Origin of the sequence: Shigella sp. FC1661 (genome assembly GCF_001712525.1) — a bacterium.
GTDB classification, from domain to species: domain Bacteria; phylum Pseudomonadota; class Gammaproteobacteria; order Enterobacterales; family Enterobacteriaceae; genus Escherichia; species Escherichia coli.
The window spans coordinates 1-16,840 of sequence record NZ_MDGW01000592.1; the positions used below are offsets into that span (position 1 = coordinate 1).

Below are 16,840 nucleotides of genomic sequence, written 5' to 3' on the forward strand. Positions count from 1 at the left end.
CATTCCCTAGGTCGGATAAGACGCGACAAGCGTCGCATCCGGCATCTGCACCGCGCCACTGGCGGATGCGGCGTGAACGCCTTATCCGCCCTACATGTGCAATCCCCCAGGCCGGATAAAACACGGCAAGCGTCGCATCCGGCGTTACCACCGGGCGTATTCTTTTTGAATCCCATCACAAACCCCGCACTCCCCTTTTCCCTTTTCTCCGGCGACGGCTAAATTAGAACTCATCCGACCACATAACAATTATTTTACATACTGGACAATTTTATGAGCTACCCGTCGCTGTTCGCCCCGCTGGATTTAGGTTTTACCACGTTAAAAAACCGCGTGTTGATGGGCTCAATGCACACCGGGCTGGAGGAATACCCGGACGGTGCCGAGCGGCTGGCAGCGTTTTATGCCGAACGCGCCCGTCACGGCGTGGCGCTGATTGTCAGCGGCGGCATTGCACCAGATTTAACAGGCGTTGGCATGGAAGGTGGCGCAATGCTCAACGACGCCAGCCAGATCCCACACCATCGCACCATTACCGAAGCGGTACATCAGGAAGGCGGCAAAATAGCCCTGCAAATTTTGCATACCGGGCGCTACAGCTACCAACCGCATCTGGTCGCTCCCTCCGCATTGCAGGCCCCCATCAACCGTTTCGTTCCTCACGAACTCACCCATGAAGAGATCCTGCAACTGATCGACGATTTCGCCCACTGCGCGCAACTGGCACGGGAGGCAGGATACGACGGTGTAGAGGTAATGGGGTCCGAAGGGTATTTGATCAACGAATTTCTGACGCTGCACACCAATCAGCGTAGTGACCAGTGGGGCGGCGATTACCGCAACCGGATGCGATTTGCCGTAGAAGTAGTGCGTGCGGTGCGCGAACGCGTCGGCAACGACTTCATTATTATCTACCGACTGTCGATGCTCGACCTGGTCGAAGACGGCGGGACTTTTGCCGAAACGGTAGAGCTGGCGCAGGCCATTGAAGCGGCGGGCGCGACCATTATCAACACCGGCATTGGCTGGCATGAAGCACGTATTCCGACCATTGCCACGCCCGTGCCGCGCGGCGCATTTAGCTGGGTCACGCGCAAACTGAAAGGCCACGTCTCGCTGCCGCTGGTAACCACCAACCGGATTAACGATCCGCAGGTTGCCGACGATATTCTCTCGCGCGGCGATGCCGATATGGTATCGATGGCACGACCGTTTCTTGCTGATGCGGAACTGCTGTCAAAAGCGCAATCGGGGCGAGCCGATGAGATCAACACCTGCATTGGCTGCAATCAGGCCTGCCTCGATCAGATCTTCGTTGGCAAAGTCACCTCGTGCCTGGTGAATCCTCGCGCCTGCCACGAAACCAAAATGCCAATCCTTCCTGCCGTGCAGAAAAAAAATCTGGCGGTGGTCGGTGCGGGACCTGCTGGGCTGGCGTTTGCCATTAACGCGGCGGCGCGTGGGCATCAGGTAACATTGTTTGATGCCCACAGCGAGATCGGCGGGCAGTTTAATATCGCCAAACAGATCCCCGGCAAAGAGGAGTTTTACGAAACGCTGCGCTATTACCACCGGATGATCGAAGTGACGGGCGTGACGCTGAAACTCAATCACACCGTGACGGCGGATCAGTTACAGGCGTTCGATGAAACGATCCTCGCCAGTGGGATCGTGCCGCGCGTTCCGCCTATCGACGGGATCGATCATCCGAAGGTATTGAGTTATCTCGATGTACTGCGCGACAAAGCGCCGGTAGGCAACAAGGTTGCCATCATCGGTTGTGGCGGGATTGGTTTTGATACGGCGATGTATTTAAGTCAGCCGGGCGAATCCACCAGCCAGAATATCGCCAGGTTCTGTAATGAGTGGGGGATCGACAGCAGCCTACAACAGGCTGGTGGCTTAAGCCCGCAGGGAATGCAGATCCCGCGTAGCCCACGGCAAATTGTGATGCTCCAGCGCAAAGCCAGCAAACCGGGACAGGGGTTAGGCAAAACCACCGGCTGGATCCATCGCACCACCCTGCTCTCGCGGGGTGTGAAAATGATCCCAGGCGTAAGTTATCAGAAGATTGACGATGACGGGCTGCATGTGGTGATCAACGGCGAAACGCAGGTATTAGCTGTGGACAATGTGGTGATCTGCGCAGGGCAAGAGCCAAACCGCGCGCTGGCGCAACCGCTGATTGATAGCGGGAAAACTGTGCATTTAATTGGCGGCTGCGATGTGGCTATGGAGCTGGACGCACGACGGGCAATTGCCCAGGGAACACGGCTGGCGCTGGAGATTTAAATCGTTATTTGAAGCGCCGGATGCAACGCATCCGGCACGTCGCGTTAATCAATAAACAAGGCGGGAGAAATGCCGAATCGCGTTGCCAATTTTTTAGCGTGTTCCAGCGTTAATTTCCTCTTCCCGCTCAAAACGCGTGACACCATAGATTTACTGCCAATTTCCGGCAGATCGGCAAGGGTTAAACCATATTGATCCATAAGGGTACGAATCACGGCTATACCGCCAGGCATGGCTTGAGCCATGGCATTAAATTCCGCAAATTCGGGCGCTGATTCTTCCCACGCGGTTATTTTGGCACACACCAGATCCAGCAAGGGGTTTTCAGGATCGTTGAGCAGCAGATGATCTACCAGTTCCAGCGCCTGGGTGTATTGTTCCTCGTTCTGAATACCCGCCAGAAAAGGGGCCACCGCAGTTAGCTTTTCTCCTGCTTGCAAGATGTCGGCAATCGCAATCATTTTTTCCCCTTAGTACGATGAACAGCGGTAAAGAAATCGTATTCTTTATGCGTCATAACTTCACGTATGTAGCACTTTTGCGATTCAAAAAAGACCATTGCTACAACACGTAATTCATTGCCCCCAACATTGAAAACATAATGCTTATCCAGATATTTGAAGTTATCCAGAGATGGGAATACTGCTTTTAATGACTCAGGTTTTTTGAAATATCCCTTAGCAATCGTGTTCCCCAGAGCCACCAACTCCGTTTTATGTTGCGGGTATTTTTCCGCAGCATCTTTCAATGCTTTTTGAGTTATCAGGTGCATTCTTCATCACGTCCGTTGACAAATTGGCAATATGATAACATCCGTTGACAGATTGGCAACGTATGAATTTATCTGTGTGACGGAAGAATAAACGTAGAAAAACGCTAAACAAGAGAATGTAGAGGATGGTGAGAGGGATTTTTTGTTTTATGGAAGCGCGATTCCAGAACTGGGCAGACATTGCCGGATGCGACGCTTGCCGCGTCTTATCCGGCCTGGGAGTAACGTGCTGAACGTAGGCCGGATAAGGCGTTAACGCCGCATCCGGCAGGTAACTCCCAATCTTACCGACGACGCCCCAGCTTCACTGCTTTCAGCACCACAAATTTATTATTCGTGGCGATGGTGGTGCAGTTGCCGAAAATCTTCTTCAGTTTATGGAAGTAATCCAAGTGACGGTTGGCAACAATATACAGCTCGCTGTTGATTTTCAGGCAGCGGCGGGCATGGTGGAACATCTCCCAGGCGACGTTATCGGTCAGCGCATGTTGTTGGTGAAACGGCGGGTTGCAGAGCACAGCATTAAAGCGGAAAGGCTCCACGCCGGAGAGCGCGTTGTTGATCATAAACTCGCTGCGATCCAACGCCTCTGGCATGTTGGTTTCAACGTTCAAACGGCTGGAAGCAACCGCCATCGGCGATTCATCGACAAACACCACTTTCGCCTGCGGGTTTTTATCAAGCAGCGTCAGACCAATAACGCCATTACCGCAACCGAGATCGACAATCTCCCCTTCGAGATTCTCTGGCAGATGTTGCATAAAGAAGCGCGCGCCGATATCAAGCCCGGTGCGGGAGAAGACATTCGCATGGTTATGGATAGTCCAGTCAGTACCTTCCAGCTTCCAGCTAACGGTCTGCGGCGCATCGGCCAGCGGCGGTTCATTGAACGTGCAATTAATCAGGCGCGCTTTTTTCCATGCCAGCGTGGTGGTGGTCGGGCCGAGCACTTTTTCGAACAGTTCCAGCGTGGAAGTGTGAATGTCACGGGCTTTGGCACCGGCAATAATACGTGTATCCGACGTGACCACTTTGCGCAGCGCACGCAGTTGTTGTTCCAGCAATGCCAGTGTTTTCGGCACTTTGATCAGCACCACACCCGGCTGTTGCGGGTAGTCGGCGGTGCTGTCGAGAAACTTCACGCTCGACTCATCAATCCCGTTGAGGCGTAAATTCTCGCGCGTCGCCAGTTCACTGATGTATGAGTCGCCAATGCTGTACGGCTTATGTTCTGCCAGCGCGCAGCTTAACGCACCAAAGGCATCATTCAGGATCAACACCGGGCCGCGGATTTCTGTGTCGTCCAACTGTTGCAGCAAATATTCATCCGCCGCTTCCCACGCCTGTAGCGGGTTAACGTCATCCGTCGCCGGAAAACGTTGTAGTGTCAGTGAACGGAAACCGTTGTCTAAGTGGCTCATCGGCCCTCCTGAATGATAAAATTTCGACGTTGCCCCTGAAAAGGGTGCGTGAGTATACCCTTTTTCTCTTTTTCGTGGGCGGTTATGAGCAATCTTACTTATCTTCAGGGTTATCCCGAGCAGCTACTTTCCCAGGTGCGAACGCTGATTAACGAACAGCGTCTGGGCGATGTGCTGGCAAAACGCTATCCGGGAACACACGACTACGCCACCGATAAAGCCCTCTGGCAATATACTCAGGATCTAAAAAATCAGTTTCTGCGCAATGCCCCGCCGATCAATAAAGTGATGTATGACAATAAGATCCATGTGCTAAAAAACGCGCTCGGGTTACATACCGCTGTTTCTCGTGTGCAGGGCGGCAAGCTGAAAGCAAAAGCAGAGATCCGCGTCGCTACTGTGTTTCGCAACGCGCCGGAACCGTTTTTACGTATGATCGTGGTGCACGAACTGGCGCACCTGAAGGAGAAAGAGCATAACAAAGCGTTTTACCAGTTGTGCTGCCATATGGAGCCGCAGTACCACCAGCTGGAGTTCGACACCCGGCTGTGGCTAACGCAGTTGTCGCTTGGGCAGGACAAAATCTGAAAATGATGTCAGGCGTTATCTTTTCTTTCTTTAGCGCCTAAAATCGACCTCCCCCCTTTCGTTAAGGATAACGACCATGCAGCCCCGCCTTCTTCTCCGTATTTGTTTTTCTCGCCGGACTCTAAAGATTGCCTGCTTACTGTTACTTGTGGCAGGAGCGACCATTTTTATCGCCGATCGAGTAATGGTCAACGCCAGCAAGCAGCTGACCTGGAGCGATGTCAACGCAGTTCCGGCGCGTAACGTGGGCTTATTGCTGGGGGCCAGGCCGGGTAATCGCTACTTTACCCGACGTATTGATACCGCAGCAGCGTTGTACCACGCCGGAAAAGTGAAATGGCTACTGGTAAGTGGCGATAACGGACGTAAAAATTACGATGAAGCATCAGGTATGCAGAAGGCTTTGATCGCTAAAGGCGTACCGGCGAAAGTGATCTTCTGCGACTATGCCGGATTCTCAACGCTGGATTCGGTAGTGCGTGCCAAAAAGGTTTTTGGTGAAAACCATATCACCATTATCTCGCAAGAATTTCATAACCAACGCGCCATCTGGCTGGCAAAACAGTACAGCATCGACGCTATCGGTTTTAACGCGCCTGACCTCAATATGAAGCACGGTTTTTATACTCAACTGCGGGAGAAACTCGCTCGTGTCAGCGCCGTGATTGACGCCAAAATCCTCCATCGCCAGCCGAAATATCTCGGGCCATCGGTCATGATTGGGCCGTTTAGTGAGCATGGCTGTCCGGCAAAAGAATAATGCGTATCTGCGCACGTCGAAGATGAAAAAGGCGTGCTACATTGACGACAGAATCCCTTTATGGAGTATCCACGCGTTATGATACGTTTCGCTGTGATTGGTACGAACTGGATCACTCGCCAGTTCGTCGAGGCCGCCCATGAGAGCGGTAAATACAAGTTAACCGCCGTATATTCCCGCAGCCTTGAACAGGCCCAGCACTTCGCCAATGATTTTTCTGTCGAGCATCTGTTTACCTCGCTGGAAGCGATGGCGGAAAGCGATGCCATTGACGCGGTGTATATTGCCAGCCCGAATGCCCTGCACTTTTCCCAGACACAACTTTTCCTTAGCCATAAAATTCATGTGATTTGCGAGAAACCACTGGCGTCGAATCTGGCGGAAGTGGATGCCGCCATTGCCTGTGCGCGGGAAAATCAGGTGGTGCTGTTTGAGGCATTTAAAACCGCCAGCCTGCCGAACTTTCATTTGCTGCGCCAGGCGCTGCCGAAAGTCGGCAAATTGCGTAAAGTCTTTTTCAACTATTGCCAGTATTCCTCGCGGTATCAACGTTACCTGGATGGTGAGAATCCCAACACCTTTAATCCGGCATTCTCTAACGGTTCAATTATGGATATCGGCTTTTACTGCCTGGCGTCGGCGGTGGCATTATTCGGTGAACCGAAAAGCGTGCAGGCAACCGCCAGTTTGTTGGCAAGCGGCGTAGATGCCCACGGCGTGGTGGTGATGGATTACGGTGATTTCAGCGTTACGTTGCTGCACTCAAAGGTCAGTGATTCTGTCCTGGAAAGCGAGATTCAGGGCGAAGCGGGATCGCTGGTGATTGAAAAACTGTCTGAATGCCAGAAAGTGTGCTTCGTGCCGCGTGGCAGCCAGATGCAGGATCTCACCCAGCCGCAGCATATTAATACCATGCTCTACGAAGCAGAGCTGTTTGCTACCCTGGTGGATGAGCATCTGGTGGATCATCCAGGGCTGGCGGTCAGTCGCATCACCGCCAAACTGCTGACTGAGATCCGCCGCCAGACTGGGGTGATTTTTCCGGCAGATAGCGTAAAACTATAATTGCCAAAGTAAAACAGTGTAAAAGGTATGTAACAGACCATTGACTGGCTGAATGGTCTGTCATACTTTGTTACCTGCAAAGGGGAGTAACTTCATTGCCGGTCGATCGTCATTACGATGTGTGAAAAACCACATCCGGTCACCGGGCAACCCGAAAGGAATACGCAGACGTATTCCTTTTTTGTTGTAAGTGAGACCTTGCCGGAAGGCGAGGTCTATGCATAAAAAGCAGCGGCTGACGTCTTCCGACGTTGGCCGTTTTTTTTATGTGTAAGGAACTTCTATGAATACTGTCGGCACGCCGTTGCTATGGGGCGGATTCGCTGTTGTTGTCGCCATTATGCTGGCTATCGACCTGTTGTTGCAGGGGCGTCGTGGGGCACATGCCATGACCATGAAACAGGCTGCGGCCTGGTCGCTGGTTTGGGTGACGCTGTCGTTACTGTTTAACGCCGCTTTCTGGTGGTATCTGGTGCAAACCGAAGGTCGCGCCGTTGCCGATCCACAGGCACTGGCCTTTCTCACGGGTTATCTGATTGAGAAATCGCTGGCGGTCGATAACGTCTTTGTCTGGCTGATGTTGTTCAGCTATTTCTCTGTTCCGGCGGCATTACAACGCCGCGTGCTGGTGTATGGCGTGCTCGGGGCGATTGTTCTGCGTACCATCATGATCTTCACTGGCAGCTGGCTAATTTCGCAGTTCGACTGGATCCTGTATATCTTCGGTGCCTTCCTGCTGTTTACCGGCGTGAAGATGGCGCTCGCCCATGAAGATGAATCAGGCATTGGCAACAAGCCGCTGGTGCGCTGGCTACGCGGTCATTTGCGCATGACCGACACCATCGACAACGAGCATTTCTTTGTGCGTAAGAATGGATTGCTGTACGCCACACCGCTGATGCTGGTACTGATTCTGGTGGAATTGAGCGACGTGATTTTCGCCGTGGATAGCATTCCGGCTATCTTCGCCGTGACCACTGACCCGTTCATTGTGCTGACCTCAAACCTGTTTGCGATCCTCGGCCTGCGTGCGATGTATTTCCTGCTGGCGGGCGTAGCAGAGCGTTTCTCGATGCTCAAATATGGCCTGGCGGTGATCCTGGTGTTTATCGGTATCAAGATGCTGATTGTCGACTTCTACCATATTCCAATCGCCGTCTCGCTGGGCGTGGTGTTTGGCATTCTGGTGATGACGTTTATTATCAACGCCTGGGTGAATTATCGGCATGATAAGCAGCGGGGAGAATGATTCGCTGTATATTAAGCCATTCCTAGAGATAACTCATTCCAGACAAAGGTGAGCTATTAATTATGTAATTGGCTTGTAGCTCTTTACAAAAAGACCGCACGGCTGTTGGTGGCGTCAAAATCGCCGAAGCGTTCCCTGGAGGCCGGGGCGACGCGCATGGATGCGCGGCGAGGGCGCATCTTACAGGGACGTTCCCTTGCGCCCGACCCGGTAGCCGCAAGGGATAAGCTGAGGGAATCGCGCAGCGGCGATTTTGTTCGCCAGAGCCTGGGGGGCAGGGGGCGGCGGCGATTGGCCGCCCCCTGCGCGCTCCCTGCGCCAGTGACTTTATATGGCATAGCACATTAAAGGAGCGCAACCGTTCTCATATTCCAAATAGTTTTGCCCATATGTTATCTAATCAGCCTTAGTAGCCAGTCCTTCCCTCTGTTTATGTCAAACAAATGTAACAATTAAGTTGCAAAATATGACCTCTCTTTAAAATCCAGCATTTTTCGCTTCCCGAAGCTGTAACTTTCCTTATACTCGACCTTGCAAACACTTTGTTACATCCTGAAAGATGCGTCGACAGAACGCACCAGGGATGTGCGACAACACAATGAAAGGATCGAAAAATGACTACGCAACGTTCACCGGGGCTATTCCGGCGTCTGGCTCATGGCAGCCTGGTAAAACAAATCCTGGTCGGCCTTGTTCTGGGGATTCTTCTGGCATGGATCTCAAAACCCGCGGCGGAAGCTGTTGGTCTGTTAGGTACTTTGTTCGTCGGCGCACTGAAAGCCGTTGCCCCCATCCTGGTGTTGATGCTGGTGATGGCATCTATTGCTAACCACCAGCACGGGCAGAAAACCAATATCCGCCCTATTTTGTTCCTCTATCTGCTGGGTACCTTCTCTGCTGCTCTGGCCGCAGTCGTTTTCAGCTTCGCCTTCCCTTCTACCCTGCACTTATCCAGTAGCGCGGGTGATATTTCGCCACCGTCAGGCATTGTAGAAGTGATGCGCGGGCTGGTAATGAGCATGGTTTCCAACCCCATCGACGCGCTGCTGAAAGGTAACTACATCGGGATCCTGGTGTGGGCAATTGGCCTCGGTTTCGCACTGCGTCACGGTAACGAGACCACCAAAAACCTGGTCAACGATCTGTCGAATGCCGTCACCTTTATGGTGAAACTGGTCATTCGCTTCGCACCGATTGGTATTTTTGGTCTGGTTTCTTCTACCCTGGCAACCACCGGTTTCTCCACACTGTGGGGCTACGCGCAACTGCTGGTCGTGCTGGTTGGCTGTATGTTACTGGTGGCGCTGGTGGTTAACCCATTGCTGGTGTGGTGGAAAATTCGTCGTAACCCGTTCCCGCTGGTGCTGCTGTGCCTGCGCGAAAGCGGCGTGTATGCCTTCTTCACCCGCAGCTCTGCGGCGAACATTCCGGTGAATATGGCACTGTGTGAAAAGCTGAATCTGGATCGCGATACCTATTCCGTTTCTATTCCGCTGGGTGCCACCATCAATATGGCGGGCGCAGCAATCACCATTACCGTGTTGACGCTGGCTGCGGTTAATACGCTGGGTATCCCGGTCGATCTGCCCACGGCGCTGCTGTTGAGCGTGGTGGCTTCTCTGTGTGCCTGTGGCGCATCCGGCGTGGCGGGGGGTTCTCTGCTGCTGATCCCGCTGGCCTGTAATATGTTCGGTATTTCGAACGATATCGCCATGCAGGTGGTTGCCGTCGGCTTTATCATCGGCGTATTGCAGGACTCTTGCGAAACCGCGCTGAACTCTTCAACTGACGTGCTGTTCACTGCGGCAGCTTGCCAGGCGGAAGACGATCGTCTGGCAAATAGCGCCCTGCGTAATTAATTGTTTAACCCCTTTCGTCTACGGCGGGAGGGGTTTTCTCTACTTTAAACGGATCAATTCCCCTTTTCTGCATCCGCCAGAAACGAATGATATTCAAGCCATTCATAAGCAGAAAACTACCCTCAATCATTGTGCCGCCTATCGACCCCGCCCAGAAGTTGTGAATCACCCAGCAACACGTTGAAAACCACATCACGCAGCGCATGGTGAGCCCTTTACAGCGGAACAGCGCCCTGGTACTGACAATCGTACCGATAACCGGCAATAGTTCGACAGGATGATGGAACTTCGCGAGGCCAATTCCGCCAGTCAGCACAATAAAAATCGCCATTACCCATAAGCTGCGCGTGCGTAAGGTAATCAATGTACGAATGGCATTAAGGATGGCACTGGCACCAGCGGGATAGGTGCCCAGAAGAAAAAAATGTACGCCAATAACGGCGCTATAGACCGAAAGCTGCTTTTTGAAGCGACGTTCGTCACGATTGAAAAATGTTGTGATACCAATCAGAAAGGCGATGAAACCCACGCCCTGGGCCAGCCAATACGCGGTCATGATAAATCCTTATCAGGTATGGAAAAGCAAACGGCGCTTCACATTATGAAACGCCGTTTTTTATTAACAACTCATTTCGACTTTATAGCGTTACGCCGCTTTTGAAGATCGCCAGTTCGCGGAAGTCGTTACGCTCGTTGCAGGTTTGTTTACCGTTGGCAAACTCAACGATGGTGTCGATAAATTCTTCCAGCAACTGCGGCATCGCTTTACCGTGGATCAGCTGACCCGCGTCAAAGTCGAGCCAGTGTTTTTTCTTCGCCGCCAGTTCACTGTTGGTGGCGATTTTCACCGTCGGCACAAATCCACCGTATGGCGTGCCGCGACCAGTACTGAACAGCACCATATGGCAGCCCGCACCCGCCAGGGCGCTGGTCGCTACGGCATCGTTACCCGGCGCACTTAACAAGTTCAGCCCTGGCGTTTTCAGACGCTCGCCGTAACGCAGCACGTCAACCACGACACTGGAACCCGCTTTCTGGGTACAGCCAAGTGATTTGTCTTCCAGCGTGGTGATACCGCCCGCTTTGTTCCCCGGTGATGGGTTTTCGTAGATCGGCTGATCATGGGCAATAAAGTACTGTTTAAAGTCGTTGACCATGGTGACCAGTTTTTCAAACGTTGCTTCGTCGCGGCAATGGTCCATCAGCAACTGCTCTGCGCCAAACATCTCCGGCACTTCGGTCAGTACGGTAGTACCGCCGTTAGCAATCACGTAGTCAGAGAAACGCCCCAGCATCGGGTTAGCAGTAATACCAGAAAGACCGTCAGAACCACCGCACTCCAGACCAAACTTCAGTTCGCTGAGTTTGCCTGGCTCGCGTTTATCGTTGCGCATCACGTTATACAGCTGATGCAAATGCTCGATCCCGGCTTCGATCTCATCATCCTGCTGTTGGCAGATCATGAAATGAACGCGTTCAGGATCGATATCGCCCAGCGTTTCACGGAATGCGGCAACCTGGTTGTTTTCACAGCCCAGACCAATCACCAGCACTGCGCCTGCGTTCGGGTGGCGCACCATGTTTTGCAGCATGGTGCGGGTATTAATGTGATCGTCGCCCAGCTGTGAGCAGCCGTAGGTGTGGCTGAAGAGGAACACGCCGTCGGTACCTTCAGCGTTGTTGGTCTCTTTCAGAAAACGGTTCTGGATCTGCCGCGCGATGCCGTTGACACAGCCCACGGTTGGCAGGATCCACAGCTCGTTACGCACCCCGACATCGCCGTTAGCGCGACGATAGATCTGCACTTCACGATCTGCCGCTTGCGCAGGCAGATCCTGAAAATCAGGTTGATAGCGATACTGATCCAGATCGCTCAGATTCGTGCGCGTATTGTGGGCGTGGACGTGTTCCCCCGCCGCAATATCCGCCAATGCATAACCAATCGGCAGGCCATATTTGATGACATTGGCCCCTTTTGCGATATCCGTTAACGCAAATTTATGTCCACGAGCAACATCCTGGCGCAGCGTAACAGTCTGGTTATCGACACTGACTTCTGTGCCTTCAGCCAAATCCGCTAAAGCGACCGCGACGTTATCCAGCGCATGGATCTTGATGTATTGCATATCAACCCCAGACCTTAGTTCAGTTCAATGGCGAAGTAGTCACGCGCATTGTTAAAGCAAATATTTTTCACCATCTCGCCCAGCAGGTTGATGTCCGCCGGTGCTTCGCCCGCTTCCACCCAGCGACCGATCATCTGGCACAGAATGCGGCGGAAGTATTCGTGACGGGTGTATGACAGGAAGCTACGGCTGTCAGTCAGCATACCGACAAAGCGGCTCAGCAAACCGAGCTGCGCCAGTTGGGTCATCTGACGTTCCATACCGTCTTTCTGATCGTTAAACCACCAGCCGGAACCGAACTGCATTTTGCCCGGCATACCTTCGCCCTGGAAGTTACCGATCATGGTGCCCAGCACTTCGTTATCGCGCGGGTTCAGGCAGTACAGAATGGTTTTCGGCAGCAGGTTTTCTTCGTTCTGCTTGCTCAGCAGCTTAGACAACTCTTCTGCCATCGGACGGTCGTTGATGGAGTCAAAGCCTACATCCGGCCCCAGCAGTTTGAACTGACGCAGGTTGTTATTACGCAGCGCGCCAATGTGGTACTGCTGTACCCAGCCGCGACGTGCATATTCGGCACCAAGGAACACCAGTACCGCAGTTTTGAACTGTGCCACTTCGTGCTCGCTCAGGGTTTCGCCAGCCAGACGGCGCGCCAGAATGCTGTCCAGTTCCGCTTCGTTCGCTTCAGCAAACATCACCACGTCTAGCGCATGGTCAGACACTTTACAGCCGTGAGCGGCGAAGTGATCCAGACGTTTGGTCAAGCCAGTTTGCAGGTCAGCAAAGCGGCGAATGTCGGTATCGGAAACTTCGCCCAGCTTCGCCATGTAGTCGTTAAAGGTCGCCTGTTCGATGTTGAAGGCTTTGTCCGGACGCCAGCTCGGCAGCACTTTGATGGTGAAAGAGCCGTCTTTGGCGATCTCTGCGTGATGCTCCAGAGAATCGATCGGGTCATCGGTGGTGCCGACCATTTTCACGTTCATCTGCTGCATGATGCCGCGCGCGGAGAAGTTATCCTGCGCCAGCAGTTCGTTACATTCGTTCCAGATTTCATCGGCAGTTGACGGAGAAAGCAATTTGCCAGTGATACCAAACGGACGACGCAGTTCGAGGTGCGTCCAGTGGTATAACGGGTTGCCGATAGTGTGCGGAACAGTCGCCGCCCAGGCGTCAAATTTTTCACGGTCAGACGCATCACCGGTACACAGACGCTCGGCCACACCGTTGGTACGCATAGCGCGCCATTTGTAGTGATCGCCTTTCAGCCAGATGTCATACAGGTTTTTAAAACGATAGTCTTCCGCAATCTGCTGCGGCGGCAAATGGCAATGGTAATCGAAAATCGGCTGGTCTTTTGCGTAGTCGTGATACAGACGGCGGGCAAATTCGGTATCTAACAGGAAATCTTCAGTCATAAACGGAGTCATTTTCGTCTTCCTCTCAACGAGTGAGCTAGCTTGCTTATGGTGCGATGCTGACAAAGTTATCACACCAATTTCCAGAGTCCGAAGATATTTTCGTGAGTTAGATCAATAAACGTAGTTAAAAAAATTACTCTCAAAGTGGTAAATCTCGCTGCAGGCCGCGCCAGTACTGGCCTCGCTGTCGTCAGGTAATGTCCCTACAAATATTCGCACATTTATGTTGGCTCTCACCTTTTAAAGTTGTACGACAAGTTATCTTTCTGCCGTCGCAAATCATAAGTCGACGGAATGCAAATTGCCGATTCATTCATTTGTTAGATGAATCGGGTTAACCGGTACGGAAGCCGAATTAGCACGAAACTTTCATGGCAACGTTCGGGGCGTGCCGGTTTTTTTTCGGTTACCCGGTCGTAACTAACATCTTCAGCCTCTGGCGGGATGATGGCCGCGCTTCCTGCGGATATAACAAAACGATGAGGTTTTACATGCGTAAAATTAAAGGGTTACGTTGGTATATGATCGCACTGGTGACGCTTGGCACCGTGCTTGGTTACCTGACGCGTAACACTGTGGCGGCAGCTGAGCCAACTCTGATGGAAGAGTTAAACATCTCCACCCAACAGTATTCCTATATCATCGCAGCCTATTCTGCTGCTTATACGGTCATGCAACCGGTAGCGGGCTATGTACTGGATGTGCTGGGTACGAAAATCGGTTATGCAATGTTTGCTGTACTGTGGGCCGTATTCTGTGGTGCAACCGCGCTGGCTGGTAGCAGGGGTGGCCTGGCGATTGCTCGTGGTGCAGTCGGTGCCGCGGAAGCAGCGATGATCCCGGCGGGTCTGAAAGCCAGCTCCGAATGGTTCCCGGCGAAAGAGCGTTCCATCGCGGTAGGTTACTTTAACGTAGGTTCTTCGATTGGTGCGATGATCGCGCCGCCGCTGGTGGTATGGGCAATCGTAATGCACAGCTGGCAGATGGCATTTATCATCTCCGGTGCATTGAGCTTTATCTGGGCGATGGCATGGCTGATTTTCTATAAACATCCGCGCGACCAGAAGCATCTGACCGATGAAGAACGCGACTATATTATTAATGGTCAGGAAGCCCAGCACCAGGTGAGCACGGCGAAGAAAATGTCCGTTGGTCAGATCCTGCGTAACCGTCAGTTCTGGGGTATCGCGCTGCCGCGTTTCCTGGCAGAACCAGCCTGGGGTACTTTTAACGCGTGGATCCCGCTGTTCATGTTTAAAGTTTACGGCTTTAACCTGAAAGAGATCGCGATGTTCGCCTGGATGCCGATGCTGTTTGCTGACCTCGGTTGTATCCTCGGTGGTTACCTGCCGCCGCTGTTCCAACGTTGGTTTGGTGTGAACCTGATCGTTTCCCGTAAGATGGTCGTAACGCTGGGTGCAGTGCTGATGATTGGCCCGGGTATGATCGGCCTGTTCACCAACCCGTATGTCGCAATTATGCTGCTGTGTATCGGTGGTTTTGCTCATCAGGCACTGTCTGGCGCGCTGATTACGCTCTCTTCTGACGTGTTCGGTCGTAACGAAGTGGCGACGGCGAACGGTTTAACCGGGATGTCCGCATGGCTGGCAAGTACGCTGTTTTCGCTGGTTGTCGGTGCACTGGCTGACACCATCGGCTTCAGCCCGCTGTTCGCAGTACTGGCAGTGTTCGACCTGTTAGGTGCGCTGGTTATCTGGACCGTGTTGCAGAACAAACCGGCGATTGAGGTAGCGCAGGAATCACATAACGATCCCGCACCGCAACATTAACGTTTAACGTAAGTTATAACGACGAAGCCGCCTTATCAGGCGGCTTCGTCGTTTATATAGAAAAAAGCGTTTGTCCGCTTTGCAGGGTTAATTGATGGTTGGCAAGGAAGGCGTAAAGATTACTGACAATTTGCCCATGTAGTACCCGGCCTGTTTATCCATCACGCTGAATTTATCGACTGCCAGAGTCAAGGGTGTCGGCACACACATCACGGCATAGCGAATACCGGGCAGTACCACCGGACGCACACTTTTCAGGTTAATGCTGTTCCAGACCATATTTTCATTATTGCGCACATCAATTTGCCCACCGGTTTCCGGGTTGTACATTTTGACCCGGTAATCAATGCGTTCTCCCTCGTCGGTAGAGGTTCCTCCCTGACGATAGATAGAGAAGTCACCGTCTCTGCGCCCTGCAGCTGGTCGCCCTTCATCTTTGAGCATGATTTCATAACTGATGGCATTACCGTTAAAACCATCGTACAGGCACATGTCCAACATGGTCAGATCTTGCGCGTAGTTGCTGCCGTTAACGCTTCCTGTTGGATGCAAGTCTAACTGCACCCTTGGCGTGGCGTGGGCGAACTCCGGGAAGAACACGTCAATATGGTTGGGGTCGAGCGTATTCAGGGTAATATTTGCGAAATAGTCCTGGGCCGGGCTGTTCGAATGTAATTTAACTTTCCCCTTCCAGACGCCACCAATCGGCAAATTCTTCATCTCTGTCTGCTCAAGGTAGAGCGTAAGAAACTTTGTATCGTATATATAATAATGTTGACCATCTTCTGTACATGAAGATCTATTAGAATCCTTAAGATTCGTCTGAAGCCCTTTGCCCCCCTTGCATCCTGGCGGCGCTTCATCGCTACTTACAATGGCTGTTTTAAATCCTTTGAGTTTTACCGGCCAACGCATCCCACTGCGTTGTTCAGTTAAATAGATTTGTACTGTCGATATATTTCCATTAGCTGTACAGGTTTGTTGGAGGTCAGGATACGAACATTCATACCACATATATCCATTATTTCCTGCCGACGCTTCATCCTTCCAGAAGTAATAATCCGCTCTACCAGATGCCAAATCATACGTAATTTCACTGGTCACGTCAGGAGCTGCCTGAACGCCAGTGAGCGTGCCAAACAAGCCCAATATCGCCGCAATCAATCGATTTCTCATGGTGCAACCTCCCTTTGCGCCGTCTGAACGTTTCCACGTAATTTAGGCTGTTTCAACTCCGGTAATTGTGAATAAGTCACCACACTACAAGTAACATCTCCGCTGTAACGAATGCTGGCGCGTTTCTTTTCAACACTCAGTGGACACTTAAGGAATTGGGTGATGCTGCCAACTTACTGATTTAGTGTATGATGGTGTTTTTGAGGTGCTCCAGTGGCTTCTGTTTCTATCAGCTGTCCCTCCTGTTCAGCTACTGACGGGGTGGTGCGTAACGGCAAAAGCACTGCCGGACATCAGCGCTATCTCTGCTCTCACTGCCGTAAA

15 protein-coding genes are annotated in these 16,840 nt (G+C 52.3%); 8 read left to right on the forward strand and 7 right to left on the reverse strand.

The genetic code is table 11. From position 1 onward, the window contains the following. Window positions 1-273: 273 nt before the first annotated feature. The gene (gene fadH / locus BFF42_RS24770) at window positions 274-2,292 is read left to right on the forward strand and encodes an NADPH-dependent 2,4-dienoyl-CoA reductase (protein ID WP_000121439.1); all 2,019 of its coding nucleotides are present in this window, start codon (window positions 274-276) and stop codon (window positions 2,290-2,292) included. A 44-nt stretch (window positions 2,293-2,336) separates the two neighbouring features. Here fadH and higA read toward each other — a convergent pair whose 3' ends face one another. The 3 genes from higA to rlmG form a co-directional block, all read right to left on the reverse strand. Further along, window positions 2,337-2,753 (reverse strand): type II toxin-antitoxin system antitoxin HigA, encoded by a 417-nt coding sequence (gene higA, locus BFF42_RS24775; protein ID WP_000560263.1) that lies wholly within the window; start codon window positions 2,751-2,753, stop codon window positions 2,337-2,339. Then, window positions 2,750-3,064 carry a type II toxin-antitoxin system toxin HigB gene (higB, locus tag BFF42_RS24780; RefSeq protein WP_000550189.1) on the reverse strand — a complete coding sequence of 105 codons (315 nt, stop codon included), beginning with the start codon at window positions 3,062-3,064 and terminating at the stop codon, window positions 2,750-2,752. The genes higA and higB overlap by 4 nt, the downstream gene beginning before the upstream one ends. A 284-nt stretch (window positions 3,065-3,348) precedes the next feature. Then, on the reverse strand, window positions 3,349-4,485 hold the full coding sequence (gene rlmG, locus BFF42_RS24785) for a 23S rRNA (guanine(1835)-N(2))-methyltransferase RlmG (protein ID WP_000018686.1): 1,137 nt from the start codon (window positions 4,483-4,485) through the stop codon (window positions 3,349-3,351). 84 nt (window positions 4,486-4,569) lie between these two features. Here rlmG and BFF42_RS24790 point away from each other — a divergent pair, with 84 nt between their 5' ends. The 5 genes from BFF42_RS24790 to sstT all read left to right on the forward strand — a co-directional run bounded on the left by BFF42_RS24790 (window position 4,570) and on the right by sstT (window position 10,006). Then, complete coding sequence (locus tag BFF42_RS24790; RefSeq protein ID WP_001295542.1) at window positions 4,570-5,073, forward strand: M48 metallopeptidase family protein; 504 nt, start codon at window positions 4,570-4,572, stop codon at window positions 5,071-5,073. 76 nt (window positions 5,074-5,149) lie between these two features. Next, the gene (locus BFF42_RS24795) at window positions 5,150-5,833 is read left to right on the forward strand and encodes a SanA/YdcF family protein (protein WP_001183037.1); all 684 of its coding nucleotides are present in this window, start codon (window positions 5,150-5,152) and stop codon (window positions 5,831-5,833) included. A 78-nt stretch (window positions 5,834-5,911) separates the two neighbouring features. After that, window positions 5,912-6,898, forward strand: coding sequence for a Gfo/Idh/MocA family protein (locus tag BFF42_RS24800; RefSeq protein WP_004986115.1), 987 nt, complete (start codon window positions 5,912-5,914; stop codon window positions 6,896-6,898). A gap of 283 nt (window positions 6,899-7,181) precedes the next feature. Further along, entirely contained in the window at window positions 7,182-8,147 is a 966-nt protein-coding gene (gene alx / locus BFF42_RS24805; RefSeq protein WP_001098813.1) for a TerC family membrane protein Alx, read from the forward strand. A gap of 614 nt (window positions 8,148-8,761) precedes the next feature. Further along, the gene (gene sstT / locus BFF42_RS24810) at window positions 8,762-10,006 is read left to right on the forward strand and encodes a serine/threonine transporter SstT (RefSeq protein ID WP_000211646.1); all 1,245 of its coding nucleotides are present in this window, start codon (window positions 8,762-8,764) and stop codon (window positions 10,004-10,006) included. A gap of 4 nt (window positions 10,007-10,010) precedes the next feature. Here the strand turns inward: sstT and BFF42_RS24815 are convergent, their stop codons facing one another. The 3 genes from BFF42_RS24815 to uxaC all read right to left on the reverse strand — a co-directional run bounded on the left by BFF42_RS24815 (window position 10,011) and on the right by uxaC (window position 13,559). Continuing rightward, on the reverse strand, window positions 10,011-10,562 hold the full coding sequence (locus BFF42_RS24815) for a YgjV family protein (protein ID WP_000128126.1): 552 nt from the start codon (window positions 10,560-10,562) through the stop codon (window positions 10,011-10,013). A gap of 82 nt (window positions 10,563-10,644) precedes the next feature. Next, window positions 10,645-12,132 carry an altronate dehydratase gene (gene uxaA / locus BFF42_RS24820; protein ID WP_039059589.1) on the reverse strand — a complete coding sequence of 496 codons (1,488 nt, stop codon included), beginning with the start codon at window positions 12,130-12,132 and terminating at the stop codon, window positions 10,645-10,647. 14 nt (window positions 12,133-12,146) lie between these two features. Further along, window positions 12,147-13,559, reverse strand: a complete 1,413-nt coding sequence (uxaC, locus tag BFF42_RS24825) for a glucuronate isomerase (protein ID WP_000187449.1) — start codon at window positions 13,557-13,559, stop codon at window positions 12,147-12,149. 482 nt (window positions 13,560-14,041) lie between these two features. On the opposite strand from uxaC, the gene exuT reads away from it, so the two are divergent. Beyond that, window positions 14,042-15,340: a hexuronate transporter ExuT gene (gene exuT / locus BFF42_RS24830; RefSeq protein WP_039059596.1), complete on the forward strand. Its 1,299-nt coding sequence runs from the start codon at window positions 14,042-14,044 to the stop codon at window positions 15,338-15,340. An 87-nt stretch (window positions 15,341-15,427) separates the two neighbouring features. On the opposite strand, the gene BFF42_RS24835 is transcribed toward exuT, so the two are convergent. After that, window positions 15,428-16,516 (reverse strand): CfaE/CblD family pilus tip adhesin, encoded by a 1,089-nt coding sequence (locus BFF42_RS24835; RefSeq protein WP_001245986.1) that lies wholly within the window; start codon window positions 16,514-16,516, stop codon window positions 15,428-15,430. Window positions 16,517-16,729: 213 nt separating this feature from the next. Here BFF42_RS24835 and BFF42_RS24840 point away from each other — a divergent pair. Further along, window positions 16,730-16,840 (forward strand): IS1 family transposase (locus BFF42_RS24840; protein ID WP_001677182.1); only part of this gene is annotated, 111 nt, incomplete at its 3' end.